The organism is Parajatrophihabitans canadensis (assembly GCF_053764775.1).
In genome coordinates this window covers 1,499,889-1,521,130 of record NZ_CM132445.1, presented here as the reverse complement: position 1 = coordinate 1,521,130, position 21,242 = coordinate 1,499,889, and the positions used below count along the sequence as shown (strand labels likewise).

Below are 21,242 nucleotides of genomic sequence, written 5' to 3'. Positions count from 1 at the left end.
TCACAGGAATGGCCGCACCTCGATCTTGCGGTTGCAGGCCTTCGAGCCCTCGGTTGCGAGCTTGAGCGCGATGTCAAGGTCGGGCGCCTCGATGATCCAGAAGCCGGCGAGGTACTCCTTCGACTCCAGGAAGGGCCCGTCGGTCAACACCGCTTCCCCACTGCGGTTGTCGATAACCGTGGCAGCGATCGGTGCCCCGAGGCCGCCGGCGAACACCCAGTAACCTTCGGCCTGCAGCCGCTCGTTGAATACGTCGATGGCGGCCTCTTCGTCGGGATTCGCCAAGCCGGGGGTCTGGTCGTGGATCACGGAAACGAGGTACTGCATATCGGATCATCTCCTTTGGTGGGGCGCCGCCCCTCGTGGGCGGCCGCTCACCCCTACTACGAACGTCTCTGTCCCGATCCGACACAGACTTCCAGGTATTTTCAAGAATCTCTGTTCACCGCGCTAAACGGCCTGCGGCCTTCAGCCGGGCAGATCCTCCGGACGCTTCGCCGCGAGCTCGCCGTGCATCAGCCCGGTCGACTGGCCCACCTCGATGAGGTAACCATCAGGGTCGCGGATGTAGCAGCGAATTTCAGCTCCGCGATCGATCGGCGGCGTCACGAACTCTGCGCCCTTGGCCTTCCATTCCTGATAGCTGGCGTGGATGTCGGCGACGCGCAGGTTGAGAAAGATTGACGTGGTGTCACCCGGTTCGTAGTCGACCACCGTGATGCCTGGCTTGTCCGGGGTCGGCGGTCCCCCGGGGTTCATGATGATCCACGAATTGGCCAGCTTGACCATGCAGGGGTTCTCTTCCAGGACGACGGTGCCACCCAAAACGCGCGAGTAGAAGTCCCGCGACCGCGCGACCTTCCGGACGGTGATGAACAACGTAACCAGAAAGCCTTCGGTGGGCGCGGGAAGGTTGGCGTAGTCGATGCGAGGCGCGGATTCGGTCATGGCTGCTCCACTTCAGGGTTGTGCGGACGAAGGGCTCATCGAGAGCCGGTCCTTTTCACCAATCAGTGTGAACCAATCCTGCGGTAGCACCAGGGCCCGTCGGACACGCTTCATCAGCTGTGGTGCACCACTGGGCCGCGATGATTCGCGGCCGACATGCTGCTACCGAATGACCTTGTAGTCGACGAGCAGCGAACCGCTGGGTGAAGTCACGCTTCGGATCAATTCGAGCCGAACGGGCGGCAGTCCCTCGAAGAGCCTTCGTCCACTGCCTGCGATCGCCGGCGCGATGACAACCCTGAGTTCGTCCACGACATTTGCACCAAGCAGCGCCTGAGTGACTGAGATGCTGGCGTGGATGCCGATGTCACCTCCGGTCTGCTCCTTCAAATCCTTGACGAAGTCGATCAGTTCGCCGCTGACCGCAATCGCATTACCCCATTCCCGCTCGAGCGGTGTAGACGTTGCGACGTATTTCGCGACCCCGTTGATGAACGTCGCGAAGGGCTCGATCTCGCTGGCCGGCCAGAATTCAGCCCACTCGTCGTAGCTGCGACGGCCGAGGATCACCGCGTCCTGCGTCGCAATGACGGCGCCAAGGTTGGACTCCATCACGTCGTCCCATGAAGTCAGGAACGCATCGGGGTTCTCGGCGACGCCGTCGAGGGATAACAGTTCGTAAGCGATGACCTTGCGCATGCACAACACCTCCGGTTCAACCTGAACGCTAATGCGTCGATGATCCGCAGCCCGAATCCGGTCGAGGCACCTGCCTGGTAACCGGGCTCCTCACAGGCGAAGGCTCTACTACGAGCACCAAGGATGGGGCACGTACACAAGTGATCAACCCTGGGACAGGATCACGTAAGCAGAGCATGGCTGGGAGTGACCGTGAGTGTGTGCCCAACGCGGCAAAGTCTGGCCTCCGTCGGACCGTAATTCGGACTATAGATTCTCCCGCGGTATGACCGTCAAGACGCGCACCAGGTGCTCGCGGAACTCTGCCATGAAGTCGCGCAGGAATGTCGCCATTGATTCGTTGCGGACTTCGCCGTCCAGGCTAAACACCTCGGGCGAGTACTGAACATAGGCCTCGGGAGCGGTCAACTGCCGGGCGTTGCAGAAGCTGAGAACCCCCCGGAGGCTCTGCTGCGCGACGGCGGTTCCGATCTGGCCGATCGAGGCCCCGATGACCGCGGCCGGGACATGGTGGAAGGAGTTCTTGCCCCACGGCCGTGACGCCCAGTCGATGGCGTTCTTCAATGCGCCAGGTATCGACCGGTTGTATTCGGGCGTGACGAACAGCAGCGCGTCTGACTGCCCGATCTTCTCCTTCAGCGCCGTCGCCTCGGGTGGATAGCTCTCGTCGTAGTCGGGGCTGTAAAGCGGCAGATTCCCGATCGGAATCTCAGTGAATTCGAGGTCGGGAGGCGCGAGCCGGATCAGTGCCTTGGAGAGCACCCGGTTGATGGACGTACTGGACAGGCTGCCGACGAAGTAGCCGACCTGATACGTAGTCATGGAGCTCTCCTTCTCTGGAGATGTCAGTTCATTTCTCTCGGTCACGCAAACACAGATTGACCAACGCGCCACCGCTGTTGCCCGGGTTGATGTCTGCGCTGGTCTGCAGGCGATCGGTCAGCGTCGCTCCAAGCGAATCGGCCGAGGCCGGCTCGGTGACCATGCGACCCGTCGCCGAGATGATGCCATTCGTGACGCTGCTGGCCAGCCCCGTCGAACACGACACCGGAGCCAAGGGAGGTGCCGGCGCTGATGAGGACAACCGAGGGCAGCACGGTTCGGATGGTCGTCACGAATTCGGCCTGGAGAACGTTGCTGCCCGGGCCACAGTTCGACGAGAAGTGCGGTTCATGGTCCTGATCCTCGAACTCAGTCGCCCACGGCGTCGTGGACCTCGCGTAGTGAACTGCGCGGTATTGGTGGCTCTGCGGGATCAATCGGACGGCCCATCGGTGCCTACTTTGACTCTATCGAGGCGGGCGCACCGGCTCTGGCAGGCTGGGACGATGACCGAAGAGTTCCGGGCGGAGCCGTTCAGCATCGAGGTGAGCGACGAGGCTCTTGCCGACCTACGTCGCCGCATCGAAACCACCCGATGGCCCGAGGCGTCGCCCGATGCACCGTGGAAGCAGGGCACGGATCTCGTGTATCTCCGCGCGCTTCTCGCGTACTGGGCGGATGGCTTCGACTGGCGAGCGCAGCAAGACTCGTTGAACACCTTCCACCATTTCCGGGCTGAGCTCGACGGCGTCCGTATCCACTTCGTGCACGAGCGAGCACGCAGCGGCGACGGGATCCCGCTGATCCTGACGAACGGATGGCCGAGCTGTTTCGCCGAGTTCCTGCCACTCGTCGGACCACTGACCGATCCAGCAGCCCACGGCTTGGACGGGCCGGCCTTCGACGTCGTGATCCCCTCCCTGCCCGGATACGGCTTCTCGGAGCGCCCGGCACGAGTCGGCGTGACTAGCCGGGACACAGCCCGGCTGTGGCATCGGCTGATGCAGGGGCTCGGCTACTCTCGCTACGGCGCACACGGAAGCGACTGGGGCTCTTCCGTGACGACGTTCATGGCGCTGGACGACCCGGAACCCCTGCTCGGCATCCACCTGTCCAACCTGGACCTCGCCCCGTACACCGGACCCGGGTCGCGTCCGCTATCGGACGCCGAATGCGCCTACCGCGCGCAGTACGACCGCTGGCGCGAGGATGACCGCGGCTACGGCACGGTCCAGTCCACCCGGCCGCAGACGGTCGGCTACGGGCTGAATGACTCACCCGCCGGGCTGGCCGCCTGGATCCTGGAGAAGTGGCGGGCATGGTCTGACTCCGGCGGCGACATCGAAGCCACGTTCTCCCGCGACTTCCTCCTCACGATCGTCACGCTGTACTGGGTCACCCAGACGATCACCTCCTCGATGCGGGAGTATGTGGACAACCGGTGGCTGGCCGCAGAACTCCGCCCGAGCGACCTGGTCACAGTGCCAACCGCCGTAGCGGTCTTCGCGCACCAGTTCATCGACGATGGCACTCCGCCGCGCGAATGGGCCGAGCGCCTCTACGAAATCCGCCGCTGGACCCCGATGCCGAGAGGCGGGCATTTCCCGTCCGTCGAGGAGCCCGAATTGCTCAGCCGCGACCTCGCTGCCTTCTTCAACGAGTTAGCCGCCGACTAGCTCGATCGTGGGCGCTCAGACACCGTCACGAGATCGGTATCCGCCGCGGTCGAGTTCCGACGCAGGGATCCGTTAGGCCCGAGTCCAAACCGATCCGCTTATGCCGCTGACGTGATCGTTTCCGACGCACTGATCTGCCGATCTCCGGACGATGTTCACCCTAGTCGGACGAGGTGAGCCGTCCCGGCTACCGGACATCCTCGACCTATGAGGTCAGTCGAAGAGGTTCAGAAACCGCGGTCGATCGGCGACGCAGAATTGCCGCCTCGGTTGAGTGGGGTGCGCTGGGATGGGGAGTTGCCTGTCCGGGACGACATTGGGATTGTGTTCGACGAGCTGGACTACCAATTGGCGTGTCAGGCCTACCTATGGGCGCTGCCGTTGGTGTCCTACGCGCAGTGGAAGACCCAGCATTACGACGTCTTCGGCGCGACAAGTTCGGACCTGGTGTTGTACTCCAGCTACCGCGACCGACTCGGGCTGATCACCGCCAACGCAACCACCCCGTACATCCTGAATTTCTTCGATCTGGCCGAGACCGGCCCGCTGGTCATCGAGCTACCACCCGGCCCGACCGCGGGCGGGCTGTCAGATTTCTGGCAGCGCGAGTTCGCCGTCATAGGTGAGATGGGCCCAGACCAAGGCCACGGCGGTAAACACTTGATCGTGCCACCCGGGCACGACGCGCCGGAGGGCCACAGCGGGTACTTCGTGCAGCAAGCGAGCGGGATGAACATCATGTTCGGGTTCCGCACGCTGGACCCTGACCCGCAGCGCTCCCGGGCGCTCGTCGATGCCGTGAAGGTCTACCCCTACGCCGAACGCGACAACCCAACCCGGACCCGGATCGTCTCCCCGGACGGGAAACCCTGGACCGGTGACCAGCCGAGAGGCTTGGAGTACTGGGTCCGGCTACACGACATTTACCAACGCGAAATCGTAGACGAACGCGACCGCTTCTACCTGGCCATGCTCAAGCAACTGGGCATCGAGAAAGACAAACCCTTCGCCCCCGACGAGCGCCTCACGACGATCCTGACCCAGGGCGCCACGGCAGGTGAGCTGATGGCGCAGGCCAACACCTTCGCCAAACGATTCACCGACGCCCGATGGTGGCCCGACCGCAATTGGTTCCTCGCCATCGACCTGGACAACCCAGCACAACGCGCGACCCACCACGACGAGCTGCTCGAACGCGCCTCATGGTTCTACGAGGCCGTGAGCTTCTCGGCGGCCATGAAGAGCCAAACGCCGGGCCTGGGCCAGGCCTACCTCGGCGGCTACACCGACGCCGACGGCAACTGGCTCGACGGCGGCCGCGACTACACGATCCACATCCCGGCGAACCCACCGGCCAAACTGTTCTGGTCGTTCACCGTCTACGACGTCTGGACCCGATGCCTGATCGACAACGACCAGCTGCGCGGCGACCGAGGCTCCCGCGACCAAGACCTGCGCCACAACGACGACGGCTCAGTCGACCTCTACTTCGGACCGGGCTCGGCAGCCGGACAGGAGTCCAACTGGATCCAAACCATCCCCGGCAAGCACTGGTTCAGCTACTTCCGCTTCTACGGCCCGCTGGAGTCCTACTTCGACCGGTCCTGGAAACTCGGCGACATCACCACCGCCCACAGCTGACATCCGCTCACGCCGCTGACGTGATCGTTTCCCAGACACTGATCTGCCGATGTGCGTTCATGCGGATCTATCGGGAAGGGCAGCCCGCAAGGGCGTTCTCAACGCGAAGCCCCATGTCCATCCGGCGGACCAGCACAACCATGTCCGAGCGCTCATCCGCCGCCAAGGGCTGGTCAGAATCACTCAGATCGTCGGCCAACCACTCAAAGTGCAAGGCCGAGTTCTCCAGCGTCGATGAAGTCGCTGACAAGCCTCAAAGCTTGTTCGGTTGTCCGGTCGCTCACCCGAATAAGCAAGCCGCGCAGGACTCCGGAAATCTCGTCGAAGTCTGACTGATTCACGCTCGCATCCTCGCACGCTGCCGTCCGACGACTATCCGCTCAGGCCGCGTTGAGGCACGTTTCCATTCGTACTGTCATGCCGATCTGAGGAACTGTTGCCGTCCGCATGACCTGAGGTGCCGGTTGACGGGGGCGACTACTGATCTGGCGCGAGCGAGCGTTGCCAGATACCTTGCCGAACCACGACCGCGATGTCAGGGAACAGCGCCTCTATCTGAGACGCCAAACCAGGGTCAGGCGGAGACAAAGAGATCACGATCTGGGACACAGACCGCTCCTCGACGATGGCCGTAGTGGACCCAACGCCCGGGACTAGGCGAGATAGGCGCAGTCGTCTGCGCACCTCCTCCACCTCGGATCGGCCCTCGAACCGGATCTCGTCCACGGTTCGATTATGAATGACTCAGACCGTCCGCTCATGCCGCCGACAGTGCCGCGTCGAGACGTCCGCCACTCCCGAGATCCGGTCGTCGGCATCGAGACAGCTACTTGCGCTCGGAATCCCTGATTTCGGCCTTGCCGTCAACGATGGAGAACTGGTAGCTGGATCGTCAGCGCGGCATCTTGCGCTGCATTGCTCGCAGCAGTGCTATCGCTTCGGCATCGGGCACGCCGGTGGTGATCGGCCAGTCAAGCCCAGAGCCAACGACATCGCTGGCAAACACAATCTCGGTCGCGAGGAGGACCCGTTGCCAGTCCTCCCGGCTCAGCGGCACGCCTTCCTTCAACGCCTCTCGCAACGTCATGACGTCGCGGCTCAGGCCTTCCAAGCCTTGGAATCCCATTGCGAGGGCGAGTTGCTCTGTCGGCTTCGCGGGTCCGCCCCACTCAAGCAGCGCGGCACGAAGCATGAACCGTTCTTGATCGGAAAGCTCAACGAGCACCAAGTCGGTGGGTTCCACGAGCCAGATCCTTCCAGATCTCCAACATCCGCATCTGCCGCAGACGTGATCGTTTGCGACGCACTCATCTGCCGATGTGCGTGTGCATTGAGCACTCGGAGTGGCAATCACGCAGCTAAATTGCTCGCATGACCACCGACGCGGTGCACGAGGACTATGAGGCTGCCGAACGCGAGTTCTTGCAGGCGATCCGTGATCAGAGAGATTGGGCGGATCTTCGGCTGCGGGCTGCGGAGCTAGCCGAGAAGGCGCGTGTCTGGAATGGGGCCGAGCATGCTGCTTGGCGTGAAGCGACGGACGAGAATAGCCGTGGCTCGCTCGCCGTGTCGACCGATGCAACGGAAATGCTCGAAGCTGTTTGGCGCGACGTGGCGCTCGCCTTCGAGGGGAAGCCAGCGACCGGATATTGATCACGAACGCACTCATCTGCCGCCGATGGTGCGCGGTCGTTCCGAGCCGAGGATACTGATTTACCAACCCATATCACGCGCAACCGCTTTACGACTCGCGTCGATTTCGTCTTGGTCAACGTCAGCAACGTCCGACTCCTCTAGCCGGGACAGCAGATCCGCAAGGGCCTGTTTCTCGGCAGGGTGTGTGATCGGGACGGCGTTGAGGTCGACCGTCATGAGCCAATCGAATAGGACAACCGCGTCAGCTCGCCAAATGCTGATCGTTGTCTGTGGGACCGAGGTCATGGACCGTATCGTGCCGCATAACGCACTCACATGCCGCTGACGTGATCGTTCCGACGCACTCATCTGCCGAGATGCGGTCGTTGTCGATGATCACGTGAGGCTCCGTAACCACCTTGGGTTCTTGCTTGAATCGGGATTGGCCGTCGGCGACGACTACTGGTCGGGCACACGGGTCGTTACTGGTCCCACGCGTGTTTCAGGCTTTGCTCGCTGTTGCCATCTGCGTGCATGCGCAGCGAGCACTTGAACGGCAACGGTGGCGCCGAGAGCCACGACGAACGCGGCGCCGCCCAGCGGGTTAACCAGCATCGCAACGCAAAAGAAGAAGGCGGCGAAACCGAACAGCCCGGTGAGCGCTCCCGACAAGGTCGCCGCGGCCGTCGTCGCACCTCGTTGGGCAAGCACGAAGGCAGCCACCACGCTGGTAGCGATCGGGAATGGTGCCAGCACGCCGGTCAGGTCCGGGCCAAGAGTGCCTGCGGCGGAGGTGATGGTCAGGACCAGCAAACCTGTGGCGACAGCTCGTCCTGGTAGGTCCCACCAAGCCCACCGAGGTGCGGCCAGCGGATCAATGGCAACCGCAGAACGTGGCATCGACCCCAGCGCGACGAGGGTCGCTATGACAGTCAAGACGAGAGCGAGCGCGGCAGTGACGTGCAACCTCGACAGGCCGAAGTCAGCACAAAGGGTTGCCAGCCAGCAAGTTGCCACCGTCGGCAGCCAGCCAAGCCGCCGCGACGACCATGCGAAAGCGGCCGCGAACAAGGCCAGCGAGACCAACCCGAGCAGCGATGCCCCAGCCGCTCGCGACGCAAAGGCCGAGCCGTGCTGGAGATAGGTGACGAACAGGATCGGCCCCGCAACTATGGGCAACGAGACCAAGAGGCCGGTGACGCTCGCGCCCCAGCGGCGACCAGCCACCGTTGCCGCAACCACGAGCGCAGGAGCGCAGAACAACTTGAGCAGAAGGATCTCCACTTGCCGACATTCTGCCAGTTGAGCGCGTACCCGCGTTACGACCTCTGTCGAATTGTGCCGCCGAGCCCGAAGCTGATCGCGATCAAACCAGCCGCCTCGTCGAGTGATTAACGCCAACCTGTTGCACACCAACTCGACCGGACATGCCGGGTTGCGTGCCGCTTCGCGTGCACGCGCCTGCCGCCGAGTGGGTCTATCTCACCAGTCCACGGCGCTGTTCAACCAGGCCTCCAATTCGTCGATGGTCAGGTACTCGTCCTTCTGATTCCGCGCCAGCCAGGCGGACTTTGATGCGTACCGTCGGCATTGGTCCGAGCACCATCGACGGGGCCTGCCGACTCCCCGTTGTTGTTCAAAAGCCCTGCCGCATCCCGGGCACTCCACCAATCAAGCGTGCATCGGCGATTTCGATTCCCCAAACGACGAAATCTGCACGGACTAAGCCCCAGTTACGAAGCGCTCTACTGGAACGACGGGGCAAAGGGTAACCCCCCGCCCCTACTCATCGCGTCATGAGCGCGCGTTGCTAGCGCTTCCGATACTCGGTGTAGTCCTCGAACTCCCAGTAGCCAATGCGGGCGATTTTCTCGGCTAGTTCGGTCCAACTGTCTCCGTCGAGGCGTCGGAGTCGGTCTCGAACGAACTCCTCAATTTGATCGACTTGGATGGCCGCCGCGAACAGGAAGTGACGGCCGATGACCACACTGTCTCGTTCAACGAGGGCGGCGAGGCCGTCTGGCGTGCAAACCGTCACCTGGAAGGTCTCGGGGCTTGGCACTCCGATTGGCCCGGCGGCGAAGACCATGACGGTCGACATCCTGTCGGCCGCCGCCAGGCCTCCAGGTTCGAGGTCTGGCCACTCGAAATATGTGACCTCCGCGCGCATCTGACCAACCTACTGTTGTCCGCGTGCATGGACATGTCCGGACATCAAGCGAGCACAACGCGGCACGACCGGACGTTTCGGGCTACGTCGCGTCAGTTCTCAACTGGCGCGGCGGTGCGTCGAGTTTGAAGGACGGGCAGCCGCCTGCGTTGCACTCTTCGTCGGGATCGGCCGGGTCGTGCTCGAACTCGTAGTGAAAGCAGACGTAGTGCATCCCCTCGAACACGTCGTATCGGTCCGCGTTGACCCTGACCGGCCGCCCACAACGCTTGCAGGGCGGCGCTTCGCTCGCAGTTGGCACCCCCTCATCTTGCCGGGACGACAGTCGCTATGTCGCGCTCATCGGTAGATCAGTGCGTCGGAAACGATCACGTCAGCGGCATGACCGGATGTCGTTCACCCTGGTGGGATGACGGGACCCGGCTGTCATGGGCTCAAGATTGGCACCGTGACTGGTGAACTCGTCAACATGGACAACTTCGTGCGGGCCGAGACGAACCGGATGCTCGTTGGCATCCAGGCGCAGGCTGGCGGGCTGAACCGCTGGAAGCACAATCGGGAGCCGGCATCGCTCGATGAGCAGACCGTCATCCGGATGAACCGCGACACCTTGTACAGCTTCGCGGTGGTGAATATCTCCGACGGCGCGGCGGTGACTGTCCCTGACGCGGGGGGCCGGTATCTGACGGTGATGGTCGTCAACCAAGACCACTACATCAACCGTGTCTTTGCCGAGCCGGGCGAGCACTCCTTGACTGTTGGCGAGTTCGACACCCCGTATGTGCTGCTGGCCGCTCGGGTGCTGGTTGACGCGACGGATCCCTACGACGTCGGCCAGGTCCACGAGATTCAGGACGGCTTCGTCCTTAAGGCCATTGCTAGCGAGCCCTTGACGCTTCCCGACTACGACGAGGAGTCGTTCACCGCCATCCGGACGTCCGTCCTGGCCGAGGCGTCGCAAGGCTTCCATGGCACTCACGGCATGTTTGGCAAGAAGGACGACGTCGAGCCGCACACCCACCTACTCGGAACCGCTGCGGGTTGGGGCGGCCTGCCCGAACAGGAGGCGTTCTACGAGAGCCACGAACCGAAACTCCCGGTCGGGAGATACACCATCACCGCGAAGGACGTCCCCGTCGACGCGTTCTGGTCCATCACGGTCTACGGCGCGGATGGGTTCCTGCACAAGAACGACCTCGACGCCTACAGCGTCAACAGCGTCTCGGGGACCAAGAACCCGGATGGCTCGATCACGGTCACCTTCGGGGGCAACAGCCGCGACGTGAACCCGCTACCCCTCGAAGACGGCTGGAACTACACGGTCCGGATGTACAAACCACGTCCCGAGATCCTCAACTCGTCCTGGACCTTCCCGGAGCTTGATCCCGCCCCTTGAGGCTCCGAACATCCGCACATCGGCAGATCAGTGCGTCGGAAACGATCAGGTCAGCGGCATGACCGGATGTTGGGACGGCAGGGCTGACGGCCCAGAACGCACCTCGGGGTCCCGCCCATTACCGCGCGCTCGACCCTGCTGCCGGATCGAGCATGCCATATGACACCAGTGCCGTCATCCGCTATTCGGCAGATGAGGTCGTTTCATGGGTGTGGTCCGGCGTGGTGGTGAATGCTTAGCGGGTATGACGGCTTTCAGCACTGAGGTGCTTCCACCGGTCCGGTTCGATGGGCTGCGGCTCGCGCTTGCCGCCTACTTGGCGCGCTACAAGGGCCAGTCGCGGACGCACACCGAGTCCGATCTGCGGTGCTACCTGAACTGGTGCTCCGAGCATGGGCTTGACCCGCTGACAGCAACCCGGCCGCACATCGAGCTGTACGTGCGGTGGATGCAGGAACAGCGACGCTTCGCAGCAAGCACCGTGTCGCGCCGGATGGCGGTGGTCGCCGGATTTTACCGAACCTGCGTCATCGACGGGGTGCTGCCACATTCACCGGCCGAATACGTCCGCCGCCCGAATGTGCCCGCACAGTCACCGACCCTCGGGCTGAGCCATCTGCAGTTCGAAGCGATGCTGAGCGCCGCCCGCCGGTCAGGCAATCAATTCGATTTCGCGTTGGTCTGTCTGCTGGGTCTGCTCGGACTGCGGATCTTCGAAACGACTGGCTTGGACATCGCCGACCTGGGCGAAGAGCACGGCCATCGGGTGCTGCGCGTGCTGGGCAAAGGCGGAAAGATCGTCCTCGTGCCGCTACCCCCGGCCGTCGGCCGAGCTGTCGACCGCGCCATCGCCGAACGGACAACCGGCCCGATCCTGCTCAACCGGCACGGCACCCGGATGGACCGCCACGCCGCCACCCGCCGGCTACGTCATCTCCAGGCCAGCGCCGGGGTCCGGATCGCACGCATGCACCCACACATGCTGCGCCACACCTTCGTCACCACCATGCTCGACGCTGGCGTCGACCTGCGCGACACCCAGATCGCAGCCCGCCACGCCGACCCCCGAACGACCATGCGTTACGACCGTGCCCGAACCAACCTCGACCGCCACCCCAACTACATCCTCGCCGCCTACATGTCCTCCGGAACCTGACGATCACGCACTCATCTGCCGATGAGCGCGCGCCGCCTGGACAGACGTCTAGTCTCGGTGGCGTGCTTCACGAGCTATGGGATGGAGAGGGCGAGGACGGCCCAACATTCTGTACGGCGGGGCCGGGCGGCGATGGTGCACGTAGCATGCTCGGCCCCACCGCGCGCATCGTTTGGACTGTCGAGGCAGCCAGCTACTTCGAGGCCATGACGCTGTACTACGCCCACATGGGCTGGGGCGAGTACACGACGGAGCACGAGTGGGATCGGCGGAGTTACGCCGAGAACGGCCTTGAATAGGCATCCGGTGACCTCCGCATCAGTACACGCTCATGCCGCTGACGTGATCGTTTCCGACGCAGTGATCTGTCGAATAGAGGATGCCCCGGCAGGCCGCCGGCACGCTGACATACTGGCGAGGTGTCCTTCTCATGGCCGTGGCGTCGCGACAGCGGGTTCCTTGCGCGGGAGTGGGACATGCTGACCGACACCGTCGTCGCAGCCGCGAACGTCAGCCCGAACCCGTTCAAGACAGCCATGACGCGATGGAACGCACGGGAGCCGATGAACGAGGCCTACGTGGCGGCTGCTGCGTTGGTCACGCTTCACATGACGGTTGAGGACCAACTCGGTCACCTTCCATCCATCGAGGAGATCCCCGGCTTGGTGGCACGAGTTTGGCCACACTGGCGAACGATCGTCTCGTATGACGACCTGTTGCTCACTAAGATCCTCACCTTGGCGTTCGGCCTCTTGGACAACGAAGGCGACGTCAAGCAAGTGGCGATAACAGTGGGGTCGGTGGTTGCAGTCGCGAGCTTGCTAGAGACGCCGGAGCGGGCCACGGCGACCATGAGGCGCCTGGGTCCCGAAGTGAAGTCCACAGTTGCGGACATTGCTAGTGAACAGGCGCGGTCGGCGTAGAAGTATGCCCCGACCGTCCGCTCATGCGACTGCCAGTGCGCGAACTGCCGATGTGTGCGCACGGCGCCCGGTGATTCTGTCCATCCGCTGCCATCGTGCAACACTGTCGCCGACGATTCCATCCTGGGGGATGCTGTGTTAGACACGAGGCTAGTGCGCGTTATGCCGCGATTTGGTTCCCGCTCGTGGTGGGTTCGGGTTTTCCGTGACGCCCTGGTGGCAGGGTTCATCGTTGGTTATGCGTTCAGGACACAGCCAGCGCAGCTTCATGTTTCTGACCGGGTCGGTGTCGCGTTGGCCGTCCTCGCTGGCGCCGTCATCGGACTGGCCTGGGTCGCGTTCTGGCAACAAGATCTCGTCGATCGCCTCTGCGGTCCCGCGGTGGGCGTCCTGGCGACTGCGCTGCTGTTGCTGCTGCCATTTGGCGAGGCGAGACTTAGCGTTCTGGGTTTCGGCCTGACATTAGGAATTGTCGCCGGCGCCATCTTGACGGACGCCGCGAGCCGCGGAAGAGCCACCGCCGCGTAGGTCTGATCCTCTCAAGAGCAGCGTCCGTCCAGTATCCGGCCAACGTCCAGACAGGCCGATGTGCGAAAACGATGGTCGAGCCTGTGCAAGGATCGTCGTGGAGGATCGAGCGGGGCAGGGAGGACGCGTGGACCAGCCAGTCGATCGCGACGTATTAGAGCAACTGGTTGGCGTCATTGCTTGGGAGCTTGACGCCCAGGCTGGCCTACATCGACCGGCCGCACCCTTGCCAACAGCGGACCAGCAATCTGGGGCTCCGTCGAAGTCCGCGAACCGAGGAAGCCCGTTGGCGCACGCGGCTGAAACGTCCGGGCCGGTTTCTGGCAGTCTGGCGTCATGCTCACTGCACTGATCCCACAGGTGTTCTATACCGATCTGAGCGTCGGGTTGGATCTGTTCGTCGATGGCATAGGCATGCAGGTGCTGCACCAGGAAGGCGACCTCGTGGTGGCCGGACGCGATCAGATCAAGGTGTATCTCGTGGCCGACGCCACGCGCGCCGCGCAGGATCGGCCTGAGCTGGCGATCGAAACGGACACGCTTGACGCCGACTACGCAGATATCGCCGCACGCAGACCCGATCTCCTCCATCCCAATCTTCGGCAGCCCAAACTGCAGCCCTGGGGGCCGCGCGAGTTTGCTCTGCTCGACGCATCCACGGTTTGCATCGTGTTTCGGCAATGGAACTAATGGATGTCCGCACGTACGCGCGAATGTCAGCGCGCGCCAGCGTCATTCCCTTTCGACGCAACGAGATTCCGCCTCGGGTTCGGTCTACGTGGCGGCGATGAGCGGTCGCACGTCGTTCCAGAACCGCTCGAGCTGCTGCAGCTCGTTAGCAACCGGCCAGATGAAGACACGTTGCACACCCGCTTTCGCGAACGCGTCTAGCTTCTCGGCAAAGAGTTCAGGCGGGCCGATCGGAAGGCGCTCGCGGAGCATCTCCTCGGGTCGGTGCACGGTGGGAACTACCCGTTCTTTGAGGATCCGGTCGGCCTCGCTGCGATCGTCGGTGATGTAATACCACATCGTTGCAAGGGCGTTCGGGAACGTATCGGGAGCTTTACCGTGATCTGCGAGCGTCAGGCGAAGCGCTCGCCACGCTTCGCCGAAGAGCTGCGGCGTCGTGTTGTAGGCCGATGCCAGCCAGCCGTCGGCAAGACGGGCCACGCGACGCAGCCCCGCGGCTGAGCCCCAGCTTCCCACCCAGATAGGTGGTCCGTTCGGCTGTGCCGGCGGAGGTTCCAGGGATAGGCCCTCGGTCGAGTAGAAGCGGCCGGCGAACGGCTCACCGCCAGGCCGCCACAGCGCGCGGAGGGCCCCGATCGCCTCGTCGAACCGTTGCCATCGTTCGGAGAAGTCGAGACCAACGGCCGCGTAGTCCTCGGACGAGGAACCCGGACCTAGGGCCACGAGCAGCCGCCCACCCGAAAGACGATCGATCGCGCCCAACGTCTTGGCGACCGGTACCGGCCCACGCACTACCGCGAGCGAGACCGTCGTGGCAAGCGTCATCTTCTCTGATTGGTCCATCACCGCGGCAAGCGCGACCGGCCCATCAAGCCAGGGCACGGCGAAAACCATGTGATCGTTTACCGCCAGGGTGCCGAAGCCGAGTTGGGCCGCGGTCCTGGTGTAGGCGGTCAGATGAGCAAGGGTGTACGGATGGCCCCCGAAGTCCATCAACGGCAGATGAGCCCCGAATTCGATAGCGAATCCCCCCTAAACCTCGCGAAATCATAACCGCGGGCCGCAACCCAAGACTTGGCGATGACGCATCAGACAGTAGCCCGGTCGTTGGGCACCGGGCCACTGGTTACCGCCTCACCCTGGAGCTTGTTCCCGTTTGCGATTATGGCGTTTCTGAATTGTGCTAGTTGTCCCAGAGATACTCCTGGTACTTGCAGCCTGCGATCGCCTCGGTTTGGTCAAAATTCGCCGGAGGACCAACCGGATGCGCCATCGCTGAACGACACACGGCCTCTGGGTCGCCGCGCCCGCTGCCGTACAGCTCATCGCGCATGACGGCCTCGCCGTAGCGAAATGACGGATTGTGGTGTTCTGAAGGTCCGCCGGAAAGCAAGTGCCAACCGACTATGGAGGAAATGACCAGAGCGGCGACCAACGCCGCCACCGCGACCATGAAGAACCATCGACGACGCCGAGCAAACTGGCCACGCCCGTCCGCTCGACTCGTCATCAGCGGAGATTACCTTCCTGCTGTTGGTGGCGGGGCCGTCGCGGGCAAACGAACGCGACATATTCGGTTGCCGGGACGTGCCTGCGCTGAGACCCTCGCGCTATGTCATCCAGCACGGCAGGCACACCGTTCGATGAATTTCTGGCGACCGCAGAGGCGGTGGCCCGCGCACGGCCTGAGGTCGACCTCGAGATGGCTCGCGAGGTATTCCTCGAGGCAGCCACCATGCTCCACAACGGCCTCGCCCTTGATGGCCTGGACGAACACGATACGAGCGCCGTTGTCGCGGGTCTGTGCGTCGATCTCGTTGCTAGGGACCCAGGCGCCGCGGTTCGAGCCCGATCCCAGGCAACGTTGGATACTCCGGGAGATCTGCACGACCCCGAGGGTGCGTCCGCGGCATACCTCATGGCGGCCTCGATCCTGCAGCTTTGAAAGGGGCCGCCACGAACGCCAATGAGCGATTGTTGAACCTTCCGCGCTTCGCTGGTACATTAGTCAAGTAATGAACCAGTTGACCGGATCGAACCGGCCAAACCTTTCGGGAGGCGTTTCGTGCTTGACGATGGAGCGCCGATCTTTTCCCAGATCGCTGAGCGGCTGGCCGACGAGATCGCCGAAGGCACTCTTGCAGAAGGTGACCAGGTGCCCTCCACCAACGAGCTCGCTGCGTTCTACCGGATCAACCCGGCGACGGCGGCCAAGGGCATCAGCGTGCTCACTGACGACGGGCTGGTGGAAAAGCGCCGCGGTATCGGGATGTTCGTCGCCGTCGGTGCCCGGGCGCGGCTGATCGAGGTGCGGCGCCAGCGTTTCGCCAAGCGCTACGTCGAGCCGATGGTCCTCGAAGCCACCCGGCTCGGAATCGACGCGGACGCGCTGATCTCGATGGTCCGGGAATCTGAACATCTACAAGAACATGTACAGGGAGGTCTCAAGATATGACGCCGATGATCTCGGTGACCGGCCTGACCCGCCGATACCGCGACCACCTCGCGCTTGATGACGTGACGGTCGATATCAACGGCCCGTGCATCACGGGTCTGCTAGGCCGCAACGGCGCTGGCAAGAGCACGCTGATGCGCATCATCGCCAATCAGGAGTTCGCCTCGGCCGGATCCGTCCAGGTTCTCGGCGCCTCACCGGTTGAAAACGATGCGATTCTGCGTCGGATGGTGCTGGTGCGTGAAGACCAGGATTTTCCCGATTTCAAAGTGCATCACGCACTGCGAGCAGCGTCGTGGTTCCACCCCAACTGGAACGCCGACCTAGCTGACACGCTGCTGCACGACTTCGAGCTGCCGACCAACCGAGCGATCAAGAAACTCTCTCGAGGCATGCGCTCGGCGCTCGGCATCGTGATTGGCCTGGCAGCACAAGCCGAAATCACGCTGTTCGACGAACCCTATGCGGGACTGGACGCGGTCGCCCGGCAGCTTTTTTACGACCGGCTGCTCAGCAGCTACGCCGATCATCCGTCCACCATTATCTTGTCCACCCATCTGATCGATGAGGTCGCCGATCTGCTGGAGCAGGTGGTGATGATCGACCACGGCCGAATCGTGCTGGACGCCAGTGCCGACGAAGTTCGTGGCAGCGCGACAACAGTGAGTGGCCCCGTCGCCGCGGTGGAGCAATTCGTTGCCGGGCGCCTCACCTGGGACCGACGGCGGATTGCTTCGCAGGAATCGGTTGTCGTCGCCGGCGTTCTCGAAGACGTCGACTGGGTACGAGCCCGGGAACTGCATCTCAATCTGGAATCCCTGTCCCTGCAACAAGTAATGATCCACGCCGCCGGCCCGGTCGGCGGCGAGCTCCCGGAGAAGGCGAACGCATGAGCACCTACATCAACGTGGCCCGCTACCACCTCGTCCAGCGCTTCAATTACTTCATCCTGCCGTGGGCGATCTTGGCATTCGTGTTCGGCGTCGACGTGGTCATCTTGGCGCTCACGCCGGCCGGCGACAGCTCTCATCGTTATGTCGGCGGCTTGGCCTCGATCTTCGTCATCGCGTTCGTCCTCGGCACGCAGAGTGTCGCCCGATCCCTACCCTTCGGGCTCGCCCTCGGTCTAAGCCGCCGCTCCTACTACCTCGGGACGGCACTGCTCGCCGCCGCCTTCGCCGCAATCGTGGCGTCGGTGGTCACGGTGGGCCAGGCGATCGAGCGAGCTACCGGCGGCTGGGGTCTGTCGATGGGCTTCTTCCGAGTCCCCTACATCCTCGACGGGCGTTGGTATCTCACCTGGCCGACGGCCTTCGTCGCTCTCACGCTGCTGTTCGTCTACGGCATGTGGTTCGGTCTGGTCTACCGCCGTTGGAACCTCGTTGGCCTCGCGAGCTTCCTCGCCGCCCAGATCACGGTGCTGCTCATCGCGGCGCTCGCGGCGACCTGGGCCCACGGCTGGCACGACGTCGGCCACTTCTTCACCGAACTCAGCGCCGCAGGGCTGACCGCCGTGCTCGCCGCGATCACAGTCGCGCTCCTCGCAGGCGGCTTCACCACCATGCGACGGATCACCGTCTGAGGGCTGGAAACAGCAGTTGCGAGAAGGGGATCTGAGCGATCAGGCCGCTGTCGCGGCGATCGCCGGTTCGATGGCGGGTTGGGTCGTCGAGTGACGGTCCAGGTGCTTCACGACGTACGCCGCATCACGCGCCACACCCCACAGCGAAGCCGACGCCAGGGCGTATTGGAATTCGAGGCCGATGAAGTACAGCCCGGCCACCTCGGACGAAACGCCACGCGCGTGCACGGGCGAGCCGTGCTCATCGAGCGCTGGGCCGAGATCGATCCACGGGAAGTCGTGCCGGTAACCGGTGCACCAGATCACGTTGGTGACGTCGAGAACCTGACCGTCGTCGAGCTGCGGCAAACCGTCATGGATGCCGACGACCCGACCGACTCGCTGCACGCCAGCACGAGTCAGCCACTTCGGCTTGACCCGGATCAACGGCGTTGCCTTGCCGCGCAGCTTTGGCGCAGCCCGGCGGCCCACCGGCGTGCGCAGTGACAGCACATCACGCTGCACGAACCGCACGGCACGGGCCACAAACGTCCGTGGGAACCACTTGTCGATGTCGGCCGGAAGATGCGGAACCGCGGGACCGGCCAACCAGGTCGGATGCGTCGGCGCAACGTCGAGACTGATATCCGCACCGGAGTTACCGCCACCGACCAAGAGCACCCCGCCGGGCTGCAGCTGGGATGGATTGCGATACGCCGCCGAATGCAGCTGAACGATGTGCTTGTCGAGCTGATCAGCGAAGGACGGCACCTTCGGGTCCCGATAGGAACCGGTTGCGACGATGACATTCGTCGCGGTGAGGTCGCCGCCCGTCGTGGCGATCACGAACCGATCACCCGACTTGCTCAGCCCAGTCACGCTGACGTTGTTTCGCACCGGTAGCTGGTGGTGTGCGACATATGCCTCCAGATAATCGGCCATCTCGTCCTTGTTCGGCGCCATGCCTCGTTGCGCGGTGAAGCGAAGTCCGGGTAGCCCGCAGTCACGCCCTGGCGTGAACAGTCGCAGCGAGTCCCAGCGGTTGCGCCAGGCGTCGCCGACGCGAGGCTGCGCATCGAGGACGACGAAGTCGCGGCCACGCTGATTCAATTCGTAGGCGGCGACAAGGCCCGCCTGGCCTCCCCCGATGATGACCGTCTCGAAGTATTCGGTGTTGTCCATTTCTAATCCTCCCCATTGGTGTTCGTGCGTTGGTGAGGACGTTAGAAGCTACCCGGGCGCGCGGGCATCCGAAGAAATACCCATTCGCGATCAGACCAGGTCGTGCTGGAAAGCAAAGGCCGTCGCCGCCGAACGGGATCCGACGTCGAGCTTGCTGAAAATATTGCTCACATGCCGATGCACGGTTTTCTCGCTGAGGAATAGCTCATCGGCGATCAAGCGGTTCGACTTGCCGGCAGCGACAAGGCGCAGCACCTCGATCTCACGCGGCGAAAGGCCGCCCGATGTCGTTGCTGCCGGCCGCATCGACAACCTCATCACCCGCGCGAGGTCGGGTTCGGCGCCCAGTTCCTGAAAGATCCACCGCGCGGCGTCGAATTCCATCTCGGCAGTGTCCTCGTCTCCGAGCGCGCGGCACGCCTCGCCGATCAGGACCCGGACCCGCGCGCCATGGAACGGCGCGTCGAGCTCTTGCCAATACATCCAGGCTGAACGAAGGCAGGTCAAAGCCGCCCGCGCGTCACCCTCGGCCAACGTCACCGCGCCATCGGCAAAACGCGAATCAGCATGCATCAGCGGCACATCGATCTGCGCCGCGATGGTGGCAAGTTCGTCGGCGGCCGTGCGCGCGGTCAGCACCTGGTCGGTGGCGAGGGCGACCTCGACCAATGGGCCGAGCAGACGTGCGCGCGCGACCAAATCCGTCGTCTCGTCTAGCGCACGACGGATGGCGGCCGTCGCCGATCCGGCATGCCCCTGTGCGAGTCGCAAAAGGCCGAGCCCCGGTTGGGTCTCGCGGCCGTACGTGCTGGCCTGCTTGTACGCGGACTCCGCCTCGGCGTACTGGCCACGCAACCGGTACAACTCGCCCAGCCGGTAATGAGCATTGCCGACCGCCGGTCCTGGATCTGCGGCCAGCCAGTTGCGGGCGCGCTCGGCTTCGTCGTGAGCCTCCGGCCAGGCACCGTGCAACGTCAATATCTCGGCGCGATGCACCAGGCAGTTGCCGCGGTATGGGATCAGGCCAGGCTGACCGTCACACCAGCGGGTCAGTGCAGCCGTCCATTCCTGCGCGCGGCGCACCTCGAGGACTTGCTGACACGACTCGATTGCGGCGCAGTATGCGAGACCGGAGACCAGCGGCGACACAGCGTCGTTGCTGACCGCGACCATCACCTCGTCGAACAGCAGCAAACCTTCACGAGCTCGCCCTAGCTGGATCAGGCATTGGGCACGGCCCATTCGGCTCAACGTCATACCGTTGACGTCGCGCAGGCGGTCTGCCTGTCGCTGGGACTCTTCGAACATGTCGGCCGCTGCCGCGTAATCTCCGGCGAACATCCGGCCCGCCGCCAGCTGGCCAAGAATGAACCAGCGGGCCGCAGAGTCCAGATCATATTGATCGCAAAGGGCCTGGGCGCGGGTCAACCATCCGCTACCGAGCGCGACCTCCCCTCGGGTGAGCAGCACGAAAGAGCACCACGCCGCGGCCAGCGCCGCATTCTCGACATCGCCGATATCGAGATAGGCGGTGTGAGCGCGCCCCCAAGCCTCAGTGGACTCATCCGACCTGCCGATGCAGTGCGCAGCGACGGCGAGCTGCTCGAGCTGTTGCGAGCCCAGCGACTGATCAACATCGGCGGCAGTCAAATGCTCGTAGGCCTCACGCCAGTCGTGCCGAGCATAGGCATCGCCTGCCAGCTCTAGCTTGTCCACACGGTAAGTATCGCCCCTTACCGCAACCGCGTTGGCAGCCAATC

At 63.6% G+C, this 21,242-nt stretch carries 28 protein-coding genes and 1 pseudogene; 13 read left to right on the top strand and 16 right to left on the bottom strand.

Going from position 1 to position 21,242, the window contains the following annotated elements:
• The 5 genes and pseudogenes from ACSMXN_RS07385 to ACSMXN_RS07365 form a co-directional block, all read right to left on the bottom strand.
• A complete protein-coding gene (locus ACSMXN_RS07385; protein ID WP_022915665.1) occupies positions 1–327 on the bottom strand; it encodes a YciI family protein in 327 nt (108 codons plus the stop codon).
• Between the two features lie 141 nt (positions 328–468).
• Positions 469–948 (bottom strand): VOC family protein, encoded by a 480-nt coding sequence (locus ACSMXN_RS07380; protein ID WP_022915664.1) that lies wholly within the window; start codon positions 946–948, stop codon positions 469–471.
• A gap of 162 nt (positions 949–1,110) precedes the next feature.
• Positions 1,111–1,647, bottom strand: a complete 537-nt coding sequence (locus ACSMXN_RS07375) for a dihydrofolate reductase family protein (RefSeq protein WP_027140019.1) — start codon at positions 1,645–1,647, stop codon at positions 1,111–1,113.
• Positions 1,648–1,893: 246 nt separating this feature from the next.
• A complete protein-coding gene (locus ACSMXN_RS07370; protein ID WP_022915662.1) occupies positions 1,894–2,469 on the bottom strand; it encodes an NADPH-dependent FMN reductase in 576 nt (191 codons plus the stop codon).
• 52 nt (positions 2,470–2,521) lie between these two features.
• Positions 2,522–2,680, bottom strand: a pseudogene (locus ACSMXN_RS07365) (signal protein PDZ); the annotation flags it as partial.
• Between ACSMXN_RS07365 and ACSMXN_RS07360 the strand changes: the two are divergent.
• Positions 2,631–4,145, top strand: a complete 1,515-nt coding sequence (locus ACSMXN_RS07360; RefSeq protein WP_022915660.1) for an alpha/beta fold hydrolase — start codon at positions 2,631–2,633, stop codon at positions 4,143–4,145. The pseudogene ACSMXN_RS07365 and the gene ACSMXN_RS07360 sit on opposite strands and share 50 nt — an antisense overlap.
• A 207-nt stretch (positions 4,146–4,352) precedes the next feature.
• A complete protein-coding gene (locus tag ACSMXN_RS07355; RefSeq protein ID WP_022915659.1) occupies positions 4,353–5,786 on the top strand; it encodes a DUF1254 domain-containing protein in 1,434 nt (477 codons plus the stop codon).
• A gap of 203 nt (positions 5,787–5,989) precedes the next feature.
• Here ACSMXN_RS07355 and ACSMXN_RS07350 read toward each other — a convergent pair whose 3' ends face one another.
• The 3 genes from ACSMXN_RS07350 to ACSMXN_RS07340 form a co-directional block, all read right to left on the bottom strand.
• Positions 5,990–6,127, bottom strand: coding sequence for a hypothetical protein (locus tag ACSMXN_RS07350; RefSeq protein WP_022915657.1), 138 nt, complete (start codon positions 6,125–6,127; stop codon positions 5,990–5,992).
• A gap of 136 nt (positions 6,128–6,263) precedes the next feature.
• Positions 6,264–6,512, bottom strand: coding sequence for a hypothetical protein (locus ACSMXN_RS07345; protein WP_022915656.1), 249 nt, complete (start codon positions 6,510–6,512; stop codon positions 6,264–6,266).
• 166 nt (positions 6,513–6,678) lie between these two features.
• Positions 6,679–7,029, bottom strand: a complete 351-nt coding sequence (locus tag ACSMXN_RS07340; RefSeq protein ID WP_022915655.1) for a hypothetical protein — start codon at positions 7,027–7,029, stop codon at positions 6,679–6,681.
• A gap of 128 nt (positions 7,030–7,157) precedes the next feature.
• Between ACSMXN_RS07340 and ACSMXN_RS07335 the strand changes: the two genes are divergently transcribed.
• Positions 7,158–7,439, top strand: a complete 282-nt coding sequence (locus ACSMXN_RS07335; protein WP_022915654.1) for a hypothetical protein — start codon at positions 7,158–7,160, stop codon at positions 7,437–7,439.
• Between the two features lie 60 nt (positions 7,440–7,499).
• Here ACSMXN_RS07335 and ACSMXN_RS07330 read toward each other — a convergent pair whose 3' ends face one another.
• The 4 genes from ACSMXN_RS07330 to ACSMXN_RS07315 all read right to left on the bottom strand — a co-directional run bounded on the left by ACSMXN_RS07330 (position 7,500) and on the right by ACSMXN_RS07315 (position 9,892).
• The gene (locus tag ACSMXN_RS07330; protein WP_022915653.1) at positions 7,500–7,727 is read right to left on the bottom strand and encodes a hypothetical protein; all 228 of its coding nucleotides are present in this window, start codon (positions 7,725–7,727) and stop codon (positions 7,500–7,502) included.
• Positions 7,728–7,880: 153 nt separating this feature from the next.
• A complete protein-coding gene (locus tag ACSMXN_RS07325) occupies positions 7,881–8,705 on the bottom strand; it encodes a hypothetical protein (RefSeq protein ID WP_455407721.1) in 825 nt (274 codons plus the stop codon).
• 526 nt (positions 8,706–9,231) lie between these two features.
• On the bottom strand, positions 9,232–9,591 hold the full coding sequence (locus tag ACSMXN_RS07320; RefSeq protein ID WP_455407720.1) for an Imm8 family immunity protein: 360 nt from the start codon (positions 9,589–9,591) through the stop codon (positions 9,232–9,234).
• A gap of 82 nt (positions 9,592–9,673) precedes the next feature.
• Positions 9,674–9,892, bottom strand: a complete 219-nt coding sequence (locus tag ACSMXN_RS07315; protein ID WP_455407616.1) for a hypothetical protein — start codon at positions 9,890–9,892, stop codon at positions 9,674–9,676.
• Positions 9,893–10,039: 147 nt separating this feature from the next.
• On the opposite strand from ACSMXN_RS07315, the gene ACSMXN_RS07310 reads away from it, so the two are divergent.
• The 6 genes from ACSMXN_RS07310 to ACSMXN_RS07285 all read left to right on the top strand — a co-directional run bounded on the left by ACSMXN_RS07310 (position 10,040) and on the right by ACSMXN_RS07285 (position 14,284).
• Positions 10,040–10,987 (top strand): DUF1214 domain-containing protein, encoded by a 948-nt coding sequence (locus tag ACSMXN_RS07310; protein ID WP_455407719.1) that lies wholly within the window; start codon positions 10,040–10,042, stop codon positions 10,985–10,987.
• Positions 10,988–11,231: 244 nt separating this feature from the next.
• Positions 11,232–12,143: a tyrosine-type recombinase/integrase gene (locus tag ACSMXN_RS07305; protein ID WP_022914022.1), complete on the top strand. Its 912-nt coding sequence runs from the start codon at positions 11,232–11,234 to the stop codon at positions 12,141–12,143.
• Between the two features lie 62 nt (positions 12,144–12,205).
• Complete coding sequence (locus ACSMXN_RS07300; RefSeq protein ID WP_022914023.1) at positions 12,206–12,442, top strand: hypothetical protein; 237 nt, start codon at positions 12,206–12,208, stop codon at positions 12,440–12,442.
• Positions 12,443–12,562: 120 nt separating this feature from the next.
• The gene (locus tag ACSMXN_RS07295; RefSeq protein WP_155958430.1) at positions 12,563–13,066 is read left to right on the top strand and encodes a hypothetical protein; all 504 of its coding nucleotides are present in this window, start codon (positions 12,563–12,565) and stop codon (positions 13,064–13,066) included.
• 162 nt (positions 13,067–13,228) lie between these two features.
• On the top strand, positions 13,229–13,594 hold the full coding sequence (locus ACSMXN_RS07290; protein WP_155958431.1) for a hypothetical protein: 366 nt from the start codon (positions 13,229–13,231) through the stop codon (positions 13,592–13,594).
• 336 nt (positions 13,595–13,930) lie between these two features.
• Positions 13,931–14,284, top strand: a complete 354-nt coding sequence (locus tag ACSMXN_RS07285) for a hypothetical protein (protein WP_022914026.1) — start codon at positions 13,931–13,933, stop codon at positions 14,282–14,284.
• Positions 14,285–14,368: 84 nt separating this feature from the next.
• Here ACSMXN_RS07285 and ACSMXN_RS07280 read toward each other — a convergent pair whose 3' ends face one another.
• Positions 14,369–15,277, bottom strand: coding sequence for an LLM class flavin-dependent oxidoreductase (locus tag ACSMXN_RS07280; protein WP_051148933.1), 909 nt, complete (start codon positions 15,275–15,277; stop codon positions 14,369–14,371).
• 190 nt (positions 15,278–15,467) lie between these two features.
• Entirely contained in the window at positions 15,468–15,794 is a 327-nt protein-coding gene (locus ACSMXN_RS07275; protein ID WP_155958432.1) for a hypothetical protein, read from the bottom strand.
• Between the two features lie 102 nt (positions 15,795–15,896).
• Here ACSMXN_RS07275 and ACSMXN_RS07270 point away from each other — a divergent pair, with 102 nt between their 5' ends.
• The 4 genes from ACSMXN_RS07270 to ACSMXN_RS07255 all read left to right on the top strand — a co-directional run bounded on the left by ACSMXN_RS07270 (position 15,897) and on the right by ACSMXN_RS07255 (position 18,321).
• Positions 15,897–16,229, top strand: a complete 333-nt coding sequence (locus ACSMXN_RS07270) for a hypothetical protein (protein WP_022914029.1) — start codon at positions 15,897–15,899, stop codon at positions 16,227–16,229.
• A 120-nt stretch (positions 16,230–16,349) separates the two neighbouring features.
• Positions 16,350–16,739, top strand: coding sequence for a GntR family transcriptional regulator (locus ACSMXN_RS07265; RefSeq protein ID WP_022914030.1), 390 nt, complete (start codon positions 16,350–16,352; stop codon positions 16,737–16,739).
• Positions 16,736–17,632, top strand: coding sequence for an ABC transporter ATP-binding protein (locus ACSMXN_RS07260; RefSeq protein WP_022914031.1), 897 nt, complete (start codon positions 16,736–16,738; stop codon positions 17,630–17,632). Before ACSMXN_RS07265 ends, ACSMXN_RS07260 begins: the two co-directional genes overlap by 4 nt.
• Positions 17,629–18,321, top strand: a complete 693-nt coding sequence (locus tag ACSMXN_RS07255) for a hypothetical protein (RefSeq protein ID WP_022914032.1) — start codon at positions 17,629–17,631, stop codon at positions 18,319–18,321. The genes ACSMXN_RS07260 and ACSMXN_RS07255 overlap by 4 nt, the downstream gene beginning before the upstream one ends.
• 39 nt (positions 18,322–18,360) lie before the next feature.
• Here ACSMXN_RS07255 and ACSMXN_RS07250 read toward each other — a convergent pair whose 3' ends face one another.
• On the bottom strand, positions 18,361–19,482 hold the full coding sequence (locus ACSMXN_RS07250) for a flavin-containing monooxygenase (RefSeq protein ID WP_022914033.1): 1,122 nt from the start codon (positions 19,480–19,482) through the stop codon (positions 18,361–18,363).
• A gap of 90 nt (positions 19,483–19,572) precedes the next feature.
• On the bottom strand, positions 19,573–21,198 hold the full coding sequence (locus tag ACSMXN_RS07245) for a helix-turn-helix transcriptional regulator (protein ID WP_035944123.1): 1,626 nt from the start codon (positions 21,196–21,198) through the stop codon (positions 19,573–19,575).
• Between the last annotated feature and the right edge of the window lie 44 nt (positions 21,199–21,242).

Excerpts from the sequence above, each read along its gene's own strand:
- ACSMXN_RS07385 (WP_022915665.1), bottom strand. The coding sequence starts at position 327 with ATGCAGTACCTCGTTTCCGTGATCCACGACCAGACCCCCGGCTTGGCG.
- ACSMXN_RS07380 (WP_022915664.1), bottom strand. The coding sequence starts at position 948 with ATGACCGAATCCGCGCCTCGCATCGACTACGCCAACCTTCCCGCGCCC.
- ACSMXN_RS07375 (WP_027140019.1), bottom strand. The coding sequence starts at position 1,647 with ATGCGCAAGGTCATCGCTTACGAACTGTTATCCCTCGACGGCGTCGCC.
- ACSMXN_RS07370 (WP_022915662.1), bottom strand. The coding sequence starts at position 2,469 with ATGACTACGTATCAGGTCGGCTACTTCGTCGGCAGCCTGTCCAGTACG.
- ACSMXN_RS07360 (WP_022915660.1), top strand. The coding sequence starts at position 2,631 with ATGCGACCCGTCGCCGAGATGATGCCATTCGTGACGCTGCTGGCCAGC.
- ACSMXN_RS07355 (WP_022915659.1), top strand. The coding sequence starts at position 4,353 with ATGAGGTCAGTCGAAGAGGTTCAGAAACCGCGGTCGATCGGCGACGCA.
- ACSMXN_RS07335 (WP_022915654.1), top strand. The coding sequence starts at position 7,158 with ATGACCACCGACGCGGTGCACGAGGACTATGAGGCTGCCGAACGCGAG.
- ACSMXN_RS07330 (WP_022915653.1), bottom strand. The coding sequence starts at position 7,727 with ATGACCTCGGTCCCACAGACAACGATCAGCATTTGGCGAGCTGACGCG.
- ACSMXN_RS07320 (WP_455407720.1), bottom strand. The coding sequence starts at position 9,591 with ATGCGCGCGGAGGTCACATATTTCGAGTGGCCAGACCTCGAACCTGGA.
- ACSMXN_RS07305 (WP_022914022.1), top strand. The coding sequence starts at position 11,232 with ATGACGGCTTTCAGCACTGAGGTGCTTCCACCGGTCCGGTTCGATGGG.
- ACSMXN_RS07290 (WP_155958431.1), top strand. The coding sequence starts at position 13,229 with ATGCCGCGATTTGGTTCCCGCTCGTGGTGGGTTCGGGTTTTCCGTGAC.
- ACSMXN_RS07285 (WP_022914026.1), top strand. The coding sequence starts at position 13,931 with ATGCTCACTGCACTGATCCCACAGGTGTTCTATACCGATCTGAGCGTC.
- ACSMXN_RS07280 (WP_051148933.1), bottom strand. The coding sequence starts at position 15,277 with ATGGACTTCGGGGGCCATCCGTACACCCTTGCTCATCTGACCGCCTAC.
- ACSMXN_RS07275 (WP_155958432.1), bottom strand. The coding sequence starts at position 15,794 with ATGACGAGTCGAGCGGACGGGCGTGGCCAGTTTGCTCGGCGTCGTCGA.
- ACSMXN_RS07270 (WP_022914029.1), top strand. The coding sequence starts at position 15,897 with ATGTCATCCAGCACGGCAGGCACACCGTTCGATGAATTTCTGGCGACC.
- ACSMXN_RS07260 (WP_022914031.1), top strand. The coding sequence starts at position 16,736 with ATGACGCCGATGATCTCGGTGACCGGCCTGACCCGCCGATACCGCGAC.
- ACSMXN_RS07255 (WP_022914032.1), top strand. The coding sequence starts at position 17,629 with ATGAGCACCTACATCAACGTGGCCCGCTACCACCTCGTCCAGCGCTTC.
- ACSMXN_RS07250 (WP_022914033.1), bottom strand. The coding sequence starts at position 19,482 with ATGGACAACACCGAATACTTCGAGACGGTCATCATCGGGGGAGGCCAG.